Origin of the sequence: Candidatus Magnetaquiglobus chichijimensis (assembly GCF_045865675.1) — a bacterium.
In the GTDB taxonomy this organism is placed as follows: domain Bacteria; phylum Pseudomonadota; class Magnetococcia; order Magnetococcales; family Magnetaquicoccaceae; genus Magnetaquiglobus; species Magnetaquiglobus chichijimensis.
In genome coordinates this window covers 1,975,100-1,987,895 of record NZ_BAAFGK010000004.1, presented here as the reverse complement: position 1 = coordinate 1,987,895, position 12,796 = coordinate 1,975,100, and the positions used below count along the sequence as shown (strand labels likewise).

The 12,796-nt window shown below is 61.6% G+C and carries 11 protein-coding genes; 6 read left to right on the top strand and 5 right to left on the bottom strand.

Annotated features, from left to right (window positions below; genetic code table 11):
• Positions 1-17: 17 nt before the first annotated feature.
• Positions 18-500, top strand: a complete 483-nt coding sequence (locus ACOY6C_RS12760; protein WP_420905853.1) for a ferritin-like domain-containing protein — start codon at positions 18-20, stop codon at positions 498-500.
• A 94-nt stretch (positions 501-594) separates the two neighbouring features.
• On the opposite strand, the gene ACOY6C_RS12755 is transcribed toward ACOY6C_RS12760, so the two are convergent.
• Positions 595-2,787 (bottom strand): DUF6044 family protein, encoded by a 2,193-nt coding sequence (locus tag ACOY6C_RS12755; protein WP_420905852.1) that lies wholly within the window; start codon positions 2,785-2,787, stop codon positions 595-597.
• A 415-nt stretch (positions 2,788-3,202) separates the two neighbouring features.
• On the opposite strand from ACOY6C_RS12755, the gene ACOY6C_RS12750 reads away from it, so the two are divergent.
• The 4 genes from ACOY6C_RS12750 (at position 3,203) to metF (ending at position 6,376) form a co-directional block, all read left to right on the top strand.
• Positions 3,203-4,087 (top strand): HDOD domain-containing protein, encoded by an 885-nt coding sequence (locus tag ACOY6C_RS12750; protein WP_420905851.1) that lies wholly within the window; start codon positions 3,203-3,205, stop codon positions 4,085-4,087.
• Positions 4,088-4,211: 124 nt separating this feature from the next.
• Entirely contained in the window at positions 4,212-4,592 is a 381-nt protein-coding gene (locus tag ACOY6C_RS12745; protein ID WP_420905850.1) for a magnesium transporter CorA family protein, read from the top strand.
• Between the two features lie 135 nt (positions 4,593-4,727).
• A complete protein-coding gene (locus tag ACOY6C_RS12740; RefSeq protein ID WP_420905849.1) occupies positions 4,728-5,312 on the top strand; it encodes a hypothetical protein in 585 nt (194 codons plus the stop codon).
• 167 nt (positions 5,313-5,479) lie between these two features.
• Positions 5,480-6,376 carry a methylenetetrahydrofolate reductase [NAD(P)H] gene (metF, locus tag ACOY6C_RS12735; RefSeq protein WP_420905848.1) on the top strand — a complete coding sequence of 299 codons (897 nt, stop codon included), beginning with the start codon at positions 5,480-5,482 and terminating at the stop codon, positions 6,374-6,376.
• 102 nt (positions 6,377-6,478) lie between these two features.
• On the opposite strand, the gene ACOY6C_RS12730 is transcribed toward metF, so the two are convergent.
• The 4 genes from ACOY6C_RS12730 to ACOY6C_RS12715 form a co-directional block, all read right to left on the bottom strand.
• Positions 6,479-7,759, bottom strand: coding sequence for a DUF4340 domain-containing protein (locus ACOY6C_RS12730; RefSeq protein WP_420905847.1), 1,281 nt, complete (start codon positions 7,757-7,759; stop codon positions 6,479-6,481).
• 180 nt (positions 7,760-7,939) lie between these two features.
• Complete coding sequence (locus tag ACOY6C_RS12725) at positions 7,940-9,304, bottom strand: GldG family protein (protein ID WP_420905846.1); 1,365 nt, start codon at positions 9,302-9,304, stop codon at positions 7,940-7,942.
• A 28-nt stretch (positions 9,305-9,332) separates the two neighbouring features.
• Positions 9,333-10,100: an ABC transporter permease subunit gene (locus ACOY6C_RS12720; RefSeq protein WP_420905845.1), complete on the bottom strand. Its 768-nt coding sequence runs from the start codon at positions 10,098-10,100 to the stop codon at positions 9,333-9,335.
• Positions 10,097-11,053: an ABC transporter ATP-binding protein gene (locus tag ACOY6C_RS12715; protein WP_420905844.1), complete on the bottom strand. Its 957-nt coding sequence runs from the start codon at positions 11,051-11,053 to the stop codon at positions 10,097-10,099. Before ACOY6C_RS12715 ends, ACOY6C_RS12720 begins: the two co-directional genes overlap by 4 nt.
• Before the next feature lie 376 nt (positions 11,054-11,429).
• Between ACOY6C_RS12715 and ACOY6C_RS12710 the strand changes: the two genes are divergently transcribed.
• On the top strand, positions 11,430-12,728 hold the full coding sequence (locus ACOY6C_RS12710) for an ammonium transporter (protein ID WP_420905843.1): 1,299 nt from the start codon (positions 11,430-11,432) through the stop codon (positions 12,726-12,728).
• The last annotated feature ends 68 nt before the right edge of the window (positions 12,729-12,796 follow it).

Below are 12,796 nucleotides of genomic sequence, written 5' to 3'. Positions count from 1 at the left end.
CGTCCAAGGAGTGATGCATGGAAAAAGCCATCGATATCATCAAGCAGGCCCTGCGCAACGAGCTTCACGCTTCCTCGTTTTTCGCCAAGGCGGCGGAGTTGACGAAGGATGACGAGTCCAGGATGCTGTTTCTGGAACTCGGCGGCATGGAAGACGATCACGCCGCCGCCCTCGTGAATCGGTTGAAAAATGCCCCGTGCGCCAAGGACACGGATCTGCCGGCCTTGTTGAAGCAACTGGAGAACTCTCCCGAACCGGTCCTGCCCGCCGCCGAGATGGCGATCATCGAGAACGGCGATCCCCGTGCGGTGTTGCGTCTGGCCATCGACCTGGAAAATCGCGCCATGCAGACCTATGTCCGCCTGGCCGAGGAGAGCACCGATCTGGAGGTCAAGAGCTACTGCCTGGATCTGGCCAAGGAAGAGGTGAGCCATGCGACGGCCTTGACCAAGCTCCTGCGCAGCCTGGACATGGACGAGGATGACCGTCCAGGGTTGTGAATCGCGGATGGGTCGCCAGGAAGATTGCGAGAAGCCGGAGAGGAGACTCTCCGGCTTTTTTTGGTTCTGTTCGGGCGAATCCCGGTGACGTGGGTTATTTTCCGGGCCGGTAGGGCGGATGGTAATCCAACGCCAGCCGGCTCTCCCCGGCGGGCAGTTCGATCCCCTGAAAGGCGTGATCCACCGGTCGAATCGTTCCGGGCGCTCCGTTGATCGTCACCCGCCAGTAGGGGTCGTGGGCGTTGGTGATGAGAAGCCATCCTGCGCCATGGCTGGTGGCGGTGATCTCCAGATGATCCGGTGTGTAGCGGGTGAAACGCGCCTCGCCCTGGGCAAGGGGGCGCAAGGTTTCTTCAGACCACTCCGGAAAATCGCGCCGCTCCACGAAAAGGGTTGTGGCCAACTCCTGGAGGGTGGCCCGCTCCATGGCATCGAGCAGAGTGGATCCATCCGCGAACAGCCGTGCCTGTTCCGGCACGATCAGCCGAGGCAGGACCGCGCGATTTTCGTAGACGTAATAAGCGTTGTGGGGGATCGATCCGGTCAACGTCATCCAGACCTTCTCCCGCAACCGTTTCTCCTCCCACGCCCGGCCCTGGATCAACTCCTCGCGCGGATCGTGCCATGGCGCCAGCGACGGGTGTTGCAGCGGCCATTGGGAGATCAGAAAGCGGGTATTGGCCAGGGAGAGCAGTTCGATGTTGAACCAGTCGTTCGCCTGGAGCGTGGCGCGCTCGGCGAAGCGCGGTTCCGGGCGCATGAAGAGGTAATACCATTTGATGGTGCGTTCCCGTTGTTCCGGATGGGCGGCGAGGGATTTGGCGATCACCCGGCGCCAGAACTGGTGGTAGCGGGCCGAATGGAGCCGGTAGTACCCATCCACGCTTTCGAGGCCGTAGGCATGGAGTTGTGCCGGGTAGATCCGGTCCCCGGAGGCGCTGGCGACGGTTGGCGGCCAGGTGCCGACGCTGCCGACCCGGAAGGGTGCGGTGGCGTGGTCGCCAAGCGCGCCGAGTTTTTTCAGTACCGGATTCTGGAACTGTACCGTGAAGTTGTCCGTGGAGAGCCGGTGCAGGAGTTTGCGGGTGGTGTCGCTCCAGCTGATCAGGGGGAGGAGCAGGGCGAGCGCGGTGATGGTCGTGATGCCGATGCGACCGGCTTTGGGGAGGGTTGCGCTGTTCTGGCGTGCCAGATGGAGTCCAGCCCCACCCAGAAGCGGCCCCAGAAAGATGGTGAACTGATTGAAATCAAGAAGGTTACCCCGTCCTGGCGAGATCCACTCCTGCCACACGCATTGCAGCCAGAAACCGAATTCGGAGCCGATCGCAACGATCATGTGCAACGCGAAGAGTCGCCAGGCCCAGGTGGCCCGGCCCTTGGCGATCAGCATGCCGATCGCAAAAAGGCCCAGATAGAGGCCGTTCTGAGGGAAGAGACGCCAGCCGATGACATCCCACACCTGGTGGAACATGTCGGCGAGGGAGGGGATCGGGATGGGTCCGGTCAACGGATCCATGCCTCGGGAGGTCACCGGGCTGTAGGCGAGCAGGGCGAGCAGTTGCGGGGTCTCACCCAAGGTGATGCCGAGGGCGAACAGGGTGCAGGGAGCCCAGATTTCCGCGATCCGCCGGCCTCGCACAATCCGGAACCAGAACGGCAAACCCACGAGAATAAAGAAGGTATAGAGAACCGATTGGGCCACCAGGGCGGTGAAGAGTCCCAGCAGCAGAGCCAGCGGGAGGGGGCGCCAACCAGGCCGGGCGAGAATGTTTTCGAACAGCAGCAAGGTCATGGCAATGGCTGGCAGGCCAAGGGCGTCGAGCAGCCGGATGTCCTGGACCCCCCAGAGATACAGGGAGAAGGCCAATCCCGAGAAGGTGGCGGCGACGGGATCGAAGCGGAGGATCTCGCGGCAGAGGCGAAAGGTGAAGTAGCCGGCCAGAAACCGTTGCAACCACATCACCAGACCGTGGACCGCCCAGGCCGGCAGCAGGAGATAGGGGAGGCCGTCGATGAGAAAGCTGTCCGCGTTGGGGTGGATCAGGGAGGGCATGCCCGTGCTGAACTTGGGTTGCCAGTAGGTGATCCCGTGGGTGAGCAGATCGCGGGCTGCGGCGATTCTCAAGGGGATGTTGAAATCGGCGTTGTCCTGGATGCGCAGGTAGGAGTAGGGGCCCAGGATCCAGTAGATGGCTGAGATCAGCAGAGACCAGGCCAGCCAGAAGAGGAGTCGGCGGCGCGGATGTTCGGGCTGGTTGGCGTCGGCAGAGGTGAGGAGTTGAAGCATCGCACGGATCCGGAGCGGTCAAGAGCACGCGGGGCGGGTTGGTCCTTATGCCTGGATTCGTCAGGGAGGGTCCACGGCAAGGGACGGGCGGGAGTTTTTCGCCATTCGGTCACGTTAAGGATTCAACCCGCCAGCGTCAAGTTCAAACGGCATTTTTATCGTGGAACTTCCGCAAAGGAGCGTCACGGTCGGGGGATATGGGGCTCTTGCCATCATGGTTGAGCCCGGCAAGCGGTCGCCAGGTTGATCGACGCGCTGACCCGCCATGCGCCATGACCGTTTGCGCGGGTGGGTCGTGGTGCGCCATGCGATGGGATATGGCCTTCTGCGGGCATTGGGACTATACTTTGACGCGATCAAGATCGCCTCGCGAACGGTGACGAGGTTGGCTCGAGCGATGGGTGGCGGGATGACGATGGCGGGAAACGCGAAGAGTGTGGAGAAAAAACGCGCGGATAGAGCCAGGGAGCTGATCCGGGATCTGGTCATGCCCTCGCGTCCGGATCTGTTGCTGGAGGCGATGCGCGCCCAATCCGGCTTTGCGCCCGATCCGCTGGCCGTGACCGCCTTGATCCTCGAGGATGTGGCCTTGGCCGCGGCGGTGTTGCGCGCGGCCAACCAGGAGTTGGCAGGGTGGAAACGTCGGGTCGCCTCCATCGAGGGGGCGGTGGCCCTGTTGGGTTTCGACCGGGTGCGCGCCATCGTCTCCGAGCAGTTCCTGAGCGCCTCCCTGGTGGCCCGCGAGGGGCCCATGCAGAGCCTGCGTCTGCGTGCCGTGGCTTCGGGTCGTTTGGCCGCCCGTCTGGCGCGCCGTCTCCCCGAGGTGGCGCCCAACTGTCTGAATGGCTACCTTCCCGCCGTGGCGCCCGACGAGGCCTACACCGCCGGATTGCTGCACGACTGTGGCTTGATCGCCATGCTGCGAGCTTATCCGGATTATGCGCTTTTTTGCCGGCAGACCCATGGGCAAGGGGCGGTCGATCTGGTGGCCGCCGAGAACGCCCGCTACGGCACCAACCATACCCTGACCGGTTACTGGCTGTTGCGCTCCTGGAAGGTGCCGGAGTCGCTTTGTGATCTGGTGGGCGTGCATCACCGGGTGGACGATTTCAACCGTCCCGGTCGCAAGGCCAGCGAACGCCGTTTGTTGGTCCTGCGGGCCATCCTGCATCTGGCCGCCTCGGTGTGCGGCGGGGATACCCCGTCGGCGTGGCTGGTCGCGCAAGAGCCCATCGCGACCTTTTTCGGGTTGGAAACCAGCCAGTTGGAACGGTTGCGCGCCGACGAGGGAGGCGATTGAGTGCGCAAGTTCCATGATTGGCTTGGATTTTTGTTTAGAAGTATGTTCTAATACGCATCGACGGTCGCATGGGCTGCAATCATCGCAGCTATGAGGAACATCTGACTCTTGATTGGAGGATGTCATGGCACAAAAAAAGAAAGTCAAAAAGAGAGAACAGAACAAATCCGAAGCCAAACAGTCCGCGGTTCTCCAGGATCCGCGCGTCGATGCGCTGGAAAAACGGATCGCCAGCCTGGAAAAGCAGGTGAATCAGAAAATGGATCAGCTGGCCGAGCGCAACTCCGCCCTGCTGCGCAAAACCACCGAACAGATGCGTCAACTGTCCGATCGTCAGGCGGCCCTGCTGCGCATGACCGCGGAGCGTGAAGCGCAACTTTCCGAGCGCAACTCGGCCCTGCTGCGCAAAGTCACCGATCAGATGGATCAACTCGCGGAGCGCAATGCTGCCATCCTGCGCAAACTGAGTGAGCCCGCCGAAAAGACCAAAGCCGCGGACAAATAATCCGCATCTGAGTCCTGGAGCGTTTTTTTTCGGGGGGGCGAAACAGTCGCTTCGTTGTCGGGGGATCGTCAAGGCGTGGATTGTCGTCCACCCCGAGCGCGATGAACGACTCGTTATTTCCAAGGGGAGTGGGGCATGTTGCGAGCGGGGTGGTTTGGATTGACGCGGTTGCGTTTTGTGGTGGGCATTTTGTTGGTGATGGGGATTGCCGGTTGCGCGGCGACTCCCGAGTCTGTTCCTCCGACCGGCAAGGAGATGGTCGAGGCAACGGCTGTCGCGCCACAACCCCAGGTTCATGTCGCGGAAGTGGCCAAGCCGCCGGTTGATGTGTCGCCGAGCATGTCTGCGGCAGGCAAAAGTTGCCCGTGCTGCAAAAAGAGCTGCGTGGCGGCGGATATGAAAGACGGCCAGTGCGCCAAATGTGCCAAATGCGCCAAGTCCACCAAGTCCACCAAGTCCACCAAGAAGTGCGATTTGGGTGCCAAGAAGGCCCAGTCGTGCGACAAGAAGCGTGACGCCTGCGCCAAGATGAATTCAGGCAAAAAATCCTGCAAGCCAGGCGCCATGGCGGGCAAGGGGTGTGACAAATGCCCCACCAAGTGCGATCACGAGGCCATGAAGGATGGCTGCTGCGCCAAGTGCGGCACGGATGTGCAGAGCGGCAAGAAGTGCGAACTGCCGGCCATGATGCCTGGGATGATGGACCATCAGCATCAATGATGACGCGCCCGGGCGGGCGTCTGGTGTGGCGTTGGCCGTGTGTTGATCAGGTGGACGGGATCGATCGGCTCCGGGGGAGGGGACGATCGATCCCGTTTTTACCGTTTATGTTTGGGATCCGGGAAGGGATCCTGTCGGGATGAGAACCGGACATCAGAAGGGATGCCATGATCATGGATGCCAGTCGGGTGAATGACGGGAGCAGGCGGGTGCGACCGGGGTTGTCGTTCGAGTTTTTTCCTCCACGTCAGCCCGAGGGGGAAAAACTGTTCTGGAATACGCTCGAAACGTTGATCCCCCACCATCCGGATTTCGTCTCCATCACCTGCGGGGCAGGCGGAAGCCGCCAGGGCGGGAGTGGTGAGCTGGTGCGTCAGGTGCATGAACGCACCGGTTTGCACACCGTGGCCCATCTGACCTGCGTGGGAGCCAGTCGGGCCGAACTGACCGAAATGTTGCGATTCTATCAGGGATGCGGCATTCCGTCGATCCTGGCTTTGCGCGGCGATCCGCCGCGCGGGGAACCCGAGGGAGCTTTCGAGCGCGGCGCGTTTCGTCATGCCGAGCCGTTCGTGGCCTTCATCCGCGAGTATTTCCCCGAGTTTCGTCTGGGTGTGGCCGCCTATCCCGAGGGTCACCCCGAGACCCCGGATAAAGCGCGGGATGAGCTGCATTTCCGGCGCAAGGTCGAGGCGGGCGCGGATTTCGCGGTCACCCAGTTCTTCTTCGAAAACGAGGTCTATTTCCGCTTTGTCGCTTCGTGTCGCGAGAAGGGGGTGAACGTTCCGATCCATCCCGGCATCATGCCTGTTACGGATTATAAGCAGATCAAGAGGTTATCCGAGCTGTGCGGATCAACCCTGCCGGTTTGGCTCACCTCGCGTTACGAGGCGATTCGGGATGATCCAGAGGCGATGTTGCGCACCGGCGTGGAGATCGCGGTGGCCCAGTGTCGGGATTTGTTGTTGCGTGGCGCGCCGGGATTGCACTTCTTCACGCTCAATCAGTCGTTGGCGGTACCAAGGATTCTCGATGCGTTGTCTGAGGAGTTCTATGCCGGGTAGGTTTGTCGCGCCCAACGGATCACTCGGGAGACCGTGGGCCGGGTGACCCGTTGGGCGCGATGTTTTTTTTGTGAACCGGTTTATCTTCTAAAGTAAACCGGTTTATTTTTGTTTGCTCTTGTCCGTTTCAGACGGGTTCAATAAGGTCTGTGCCGCCTTGGTCAGGTTTTCCGCCTGGAGCGGGGTCAGTTCCAGGGATACCGGGCGTCCTGGCGGGCTGATCCAGGTGTGTTTTTCATCTTTGTGCAGAGCATGGCTCCGTGTCTGTTCTCCGGTGCCGAGGGTGATGGTCAGCCAGGCCGGACCTTCACGTGGCGCATCTCCGCGGTGGGCATCCTGGGTCAACATCTCCTCGAGGGTGCTCCATTCCGGGTTGGGCCATTTCCCATCCTTTTTCTCCGCTTCCAGAGATTTGCCCTCGCCTTCCAGCTTCATGCCGTTGATTTCCAATTTGCTTGCCACCGGGCGCATGGCCACCAGATCCATGGGGTTCTTGTCCAGTTCTTCGATGATGTATCTGGGCAATGACAGTCCATCCGGTTCACCGGGACGCATGGCGAGATTTTCTGTCTCGGTCTTATAAATCGGTATCTGTTCTGTTTCGCCGTTGGTGGTGGTTAACGCGATGAGCCAATCCGGATCGCCGTTGGGTGTGGTCTTGCGGAACTGGGTACCGGATGAGCTGGTCAGGGCGAAGCTCCAGGCGCGCAATCGGTTGTCATCGGCCCGATCGACGAGCGGAACCTTCAGATCCCAGCGATCTTCGTTGCTTTTGGTGACCGTGATGTCGCCCTGCGATTTCCGTTTGACCGTGATGGAGGTCAGATCGACCGCCTGGGTTTTGGCCAGGTGTTTGTCGCGGAGCATGTCGTTTTTTTGCAGGAGTTTGGTCAACTCCTTGTCATCGATCATCACCACCGGCCCTTTTTCGCCCAGGGCAAGGTAGCGTTTTTTGGTCGAGGCGGGCGCGGTTCCTCCGACCAGGATCAATCGTTCGGCATGGCTGGCGTCCTGGACCTTGAGGCGTGCCAGGGGGGATGTCAGGCCGAAGGCGGAGGCATCGGTGAGGGTGTCGGTGATTTTTTTCTCATAGGATTTGGAGAGGATTTCCAACACTCCTTGTACGGCTTCGTTGTTGGTGCGCAGCCGGGCGGGTCCGGTGATTTGCCAGCCATTGTTCTCTTTGGCGATGGTGAACGTTTCGCCCGTGTTGTCGCGGAACTCCAGGGTGGTGACGGCTTCGGCGCGGATGGGGCTGATGGTGCGGGACTCCTGGTCCGCGCGCTCCTTGGCGGTCTCCTTGGAGTCGGCCCACCAGAGACCGCCGCCGGACAGACCAAGAATGATCAACAGAATCAAATTGTTGCGCCAGCCTTGGGACATGGGTGCCTCGTGAAGCGTCAAGAGTGGTTGTTGAATGTGCCAGTCACGGAGGACCGGGGGCGATAATCGCCCCCGGCCCCCTGTCATAGAAGGGGGCCTGAATAGTTACGGAACAACTTCGGAGTCGTTGCCTTCGACTCTCCGCCGGGGGCCGAGCCGGCCCCCGGCGAACGTTTGAACTCACCGCCGCCGCCGCTTGAACCAAATCATCGCGCCAATCGTCAACAACCCCACCGGAACCAGCACCACCAATCCCCAGAAAAGCAACAACGCCTGCTCGCCGGTCATGGTCAACCCGGCATCCTGCACCTCCTTGGGCTTGATGGCGATGAAATTCTCATCCTCGGCCAACCATCGGGCAATGTTCAAGAACAGATCCGCATTGCCCAACGCGGTGACATACGCATCAGCCAGGAAATTCGAATTCGCGGTGACCACCAAACGCCGCTTGTCGGCCTGAATCGCCGCACCGAACAGAACCGGTCCCTTGCGATCCTGCCCTGGGGTGAATTCCACCTTGCCGCTGGTCAGATCGCCCGTCTCCAACCAACCACGCGCCGCCCCCTCCAACAAACGGGTACGCTGCTCCTTGCCATCGTTCGGGGTCGGTTCCAGCTCCATGCCACCCGTGTCCGGAAAGATGGTGGCCGCGCTCATTCCCTTGGTGATCGCATGCTCCGACGGATAGCGATTCACCAACGGCGTGGCCGCCGACCCCCCCAGCATCTGCGCCGCCGGATCGACGGTCACCCCCTTGAGCATCGTGATGCCGTGCGGCTTGACGATCGACTCCAGACCCGCCTCCCCCTCGGGGCCGAGCAGCAGCAACAACCGCCCCCCGGCATCGTACCAGTTCTTCAGACGCAACGTTTCGACCGGGAGGAATGCCTTGCGCGGCCCGCCGACGATCACCACCGCGGTGTCATCCGGGATCTTTTCCGTTTCGGCCAGATTGATCTCCTCGATCTGATACCCCTCACCCTTGAGCAGGGCCTTGGCCTGGGTGTAGGCGAAACGGTCCTGACCGTTGCCGCTCTCGCGACCTTCGTTCAAGGGGTGCTCGCCGTGACCGGTGACGAAACGGATTGTCTTGGCGCTCCCTTTTGCGAGGCGGATCAGGCCGTTGGTGATCGCCTCCTCGGTCGATTCGGTGACTTTTTCGTTTTTTTCGCCAGTCCGCAGAATCACCGTGCCATAAACCGCCACCTCGGCCTGACGCGCCGCTGCCGGATCCAGATCGGGATCCACGTAGCGCACGGTCACGGAGCTGTTGGCGACCTGGTATTTGTCCATCAGATCCTGAATCTGCTGCTTGCGATCGCCGCGTTCCTGCACGAACACGGTCATGGTCAAGCCTTCGGGGAAGGCTTTGATGGCCTTGAGCGACTGCTCGGCCAGGGTGTGACGCCCCCCCTTGGTCCAGTCCCAACGGACCTGATGGCGGTGACTGGCGTAGGCGGCCAGACCCAGCAGAAGCGCCAGGATCAGCCCCATGACGAAGTTCTGGGAACGGAGATTGAAACGGGTGGAACGGTCCATCTTCATGGTCATCGGTCTCCTTGCATCTTCTCGATCAACCCTGGATCCGCTCGGCCATCAGCCTTTGCCGGGCGAACAGCAGGCCGGCGGCGGACAACAGCACGAAGTAGATCAGATCCGCGCTGCTGACCACCCCCATGAGGAAATTCTGGTAGTGGTTCATGAGCGAGAAGTAGGCGAGCATCTTGTCCACCTGACCGCCACTGGCGTTGCCCATCCAGGAGAGGATCCACAGCATGAGCAGCACGCCGAAGGAGAGCACCGCCGCGACATTGGGATTCTCCGTGGCGCTCGAGGCGGCCAGACCCACGGCGCCGAAGGCGGCGGCGGTCAGGAACAGTCCGAGCAGCCCGGCCAGGAACTGACCGGTATCCGGATCGCCAAAGGGATAGAGGGTGAGGGGCGGAATCGCCAGCAATCCGATGGCAATGGCGAGAAACAGCAGCAGCCCCAGATATTTGCCCAGCACGATCGTCATCGGCGACAGCGGAGACGAGGCCAAGGCCGGCCAGGTTCCCTGGCGTTTCTCCTCGGCGATCAGCCGCATCGAGATCAAGGGCATCAGCAGCAGCATCAGGATCGCGGCATTGCCGAGCATCGGCGCGATGGTTCGCTCGGTCAATGGCAGGCCGCCGCGCATGCCGTAGGCCTGATACTCGACCATCTGGATCTGATAGCTCAACACGCCGGCATTGAACATGTAGGCGCAGATGGCGAACAACACCGCGAGCAGGGTCCAGGCCAGGGGCGAATGGAACATGCCGCGCACTTCGCGGACGGCGATGGTGACGATGGCTCTCATGCGGCGGACTCCTCGCCCTCTTCCGGGCGCTCCTCGCGGGTGGTCAGTTGCAGGAAGATCTCCTCCAGGGAGCCTCCCGCCGGGGTCAGCTCGCGCAAATCCCACCCCTGGCTCACGGAAAGACGCAGCAACTCCGGCACCGGATCGGACTCGGGAAGCGCCCCGATCAGCCAGCCATCGTCGCGCGGATGGATGTCGGCCACCCCGGCGATGGCCCGCAGCGCTTCGGGAGAGGGGAGGCTGCGCCAGCGCGCGAAGTGGATGCTTCGACCATGGCCCCGTTTTTCCAGGGACTCCAGGGTATCATCCGCGACGATGCGCCCCCGATGGATCACGGCCACCCGCTGACAGGTCATGCGCACCTCGGGGAGGATGTGGCTGGAGAGCAGCACCGAATGCTCGCCCCCCAACTCCCGGATCAAGGCGCGGATTTCGCGGATCTGGATGGGATCGAGTCCCACGGTGGGCTCGTCGAGCACCACCACGTCCGGGGCGTGGACGATCGCCTGGGCGATGCCGGCGCGCTGTTTGAACCCTTTGGAGAGGTTGCGCAGCAGTCGGTTGGCGACCGCGGTCAATCCGCATCGTTCCATAGCCCGGTTCACGGATTCCGTGAGCCGGTTTCCAGGAACCCGACGCAGGGTGGCCAGATAATCCAGGTACTCCCGAACGGTCATCTCGCCGTAAATGGGCGGATTTTCCGGCAGGAAGCCGATTCGGGCGCGTGCCTCGACCGGATTTTCCAACACATCCACCCCGGCCACGGCGATGCTTCCCTCGCTGGGGGAGAGCAGACCGCTCAACATGCGCATGGTGGTGGTTTTGCCCGCGCCGTTCGGGCCCAGGAAGCCGACCACCTCGCCGCGTCGCACTTCGAGGTCGATGCCATCGACCGCCGCGATGGGGCCGAAGCGCTTGCTGACCCCGGACATCCGGATCATGGTTTCCGTCATGCCTGCTGTTTCCTTGAAGGGTATTTGGATCGGTTGAAGATCGGGTTGCGCGCCGGCAGGCACGTTCAATCATTCAAATGTGCATATAGGCATCGCCGGGTTGGATGCAAGGGGCAGGCGCGAAGAATTTGTGTTGGGCAGTGCCTGACGATTAATCGGGCTTTGGTGGATTATTAGACAGGCCCATGATTAAGAATTAAGCATGGGTTTTGTCCGCATACGGACAAAATTTTTCAATAAACAATAATAAACAACAGGTTGAACCGATTGTCCGAAATGGAACAAAGCTTGCGAAAGTCAGCCGCAACGCCCTTTCGGGCATGGTACGCTTTTTGGATTGGTTGCACATCTGAGTGGGAATGAAGAGGGTAAGCCCATGCTTTCGAGAATCGTTTTCGCGGTGTCGCTGCTTCTGCCCACCGTGGGTTGGAGTGCGGAGGCCGCACCGGTCACGTTGAATCTGGCCAACACCGCCTGGTTGCTCACCGCCACCGCCCTGGTGCTCTTCATGACCCTGCCGGGCCTGGCCCTGTTTTATGGCGGGCTGGTGCGCACCAGAAACGTGTTGTCCCTGTTCATGCAGTGCTTCGCCATCACCTGTCTGGTGTCGCTTTTGTGGCTGGCCTACGGCTACGCCATCGCCTTCGGCGAGGGTGGGGCGGTGCAGGGCATGATCGGCGGGCTGGACAAGGGGTTCATGATGGGGATTACCCCGGATACCCTGAAAGGGGATGTTCCGGAAACGGTCTTCTCCATGTTCCAACTCACCTTCGCGATCATCACCCCGGCCCTGGTGGTCGGTGGTTTCGCGGAGCGGATGCGCTTCTCGGCGGTGCTGTGGTTCACCGGTCTCTGGCTGACCCTGGTCTATCTTCCCCTCTGCCACTGGGTATGGGGTGGCGGGTGGCTGGCCACGATGGGATTCATGGACTTTGCCGGTGGATCGGTGGTACATATCAACGCGGGCATCGCCGCCCTGGTCGCGGCCCTGATCATCGGCAAACGGCGTGGTTTTCCCACCACGATGATGCCTCCGCACAACATGACCATGGTCTTCACCGGCGCCGCCATGCTCTGGGTGGGCTGGTTCGGCTTCAACGCCGGCAGCGCCCTGTCGGCCAATGGTTCGGCGGGCATGACCATGATGGCCACCCACATGGGCGCCGCCGCAGGATCCATCGCCTGGATGACCGTGGAGTGGCTCCGCCACGGCAAACCCAGCGTGCTGGGCATCGTCACCGGCATGGTGGCCGGGCTCGGCACCGTCACCCCGGCCTCGGGCTACATCGGCCCCATGGGCGGACTCCTGATCGGCGCCATCGCTGGCGTGGTCTGCTATTTCGCCACCCTGACGGTGAAGCGGAAATTCCAGATCGACGACTCCCTGGACGTCTCCCCGGTCCATGGGGTGGGGGGCGTGATCGGTACCCTGCTGACCGCCGTCTTCGCCTCGCCGGATTTTGGCGGCGTGGGGTATGCGGAAGGGATGGACATGGCCTCCCAGCTCGGTGTCCAGCTGGTGGGCGTGGTCGCCACCCTGCTCTGGAGTGGCGTGTTGACCGTCGCCATCCTCAAGGGGATCGATGCCTTCGTGGGACTGCGTGTTTCCAGGGATGAGGAGACCGAGGGTCTGGACTTGGTGCTCCACGACGAAAGAGGCTACAATCTGGAGTAATGCCTGCCCGTGACGTTGTACCCGCGCGGCGCGGCGTCACGATTTTTTTTACGAACGGTTTTCATTGT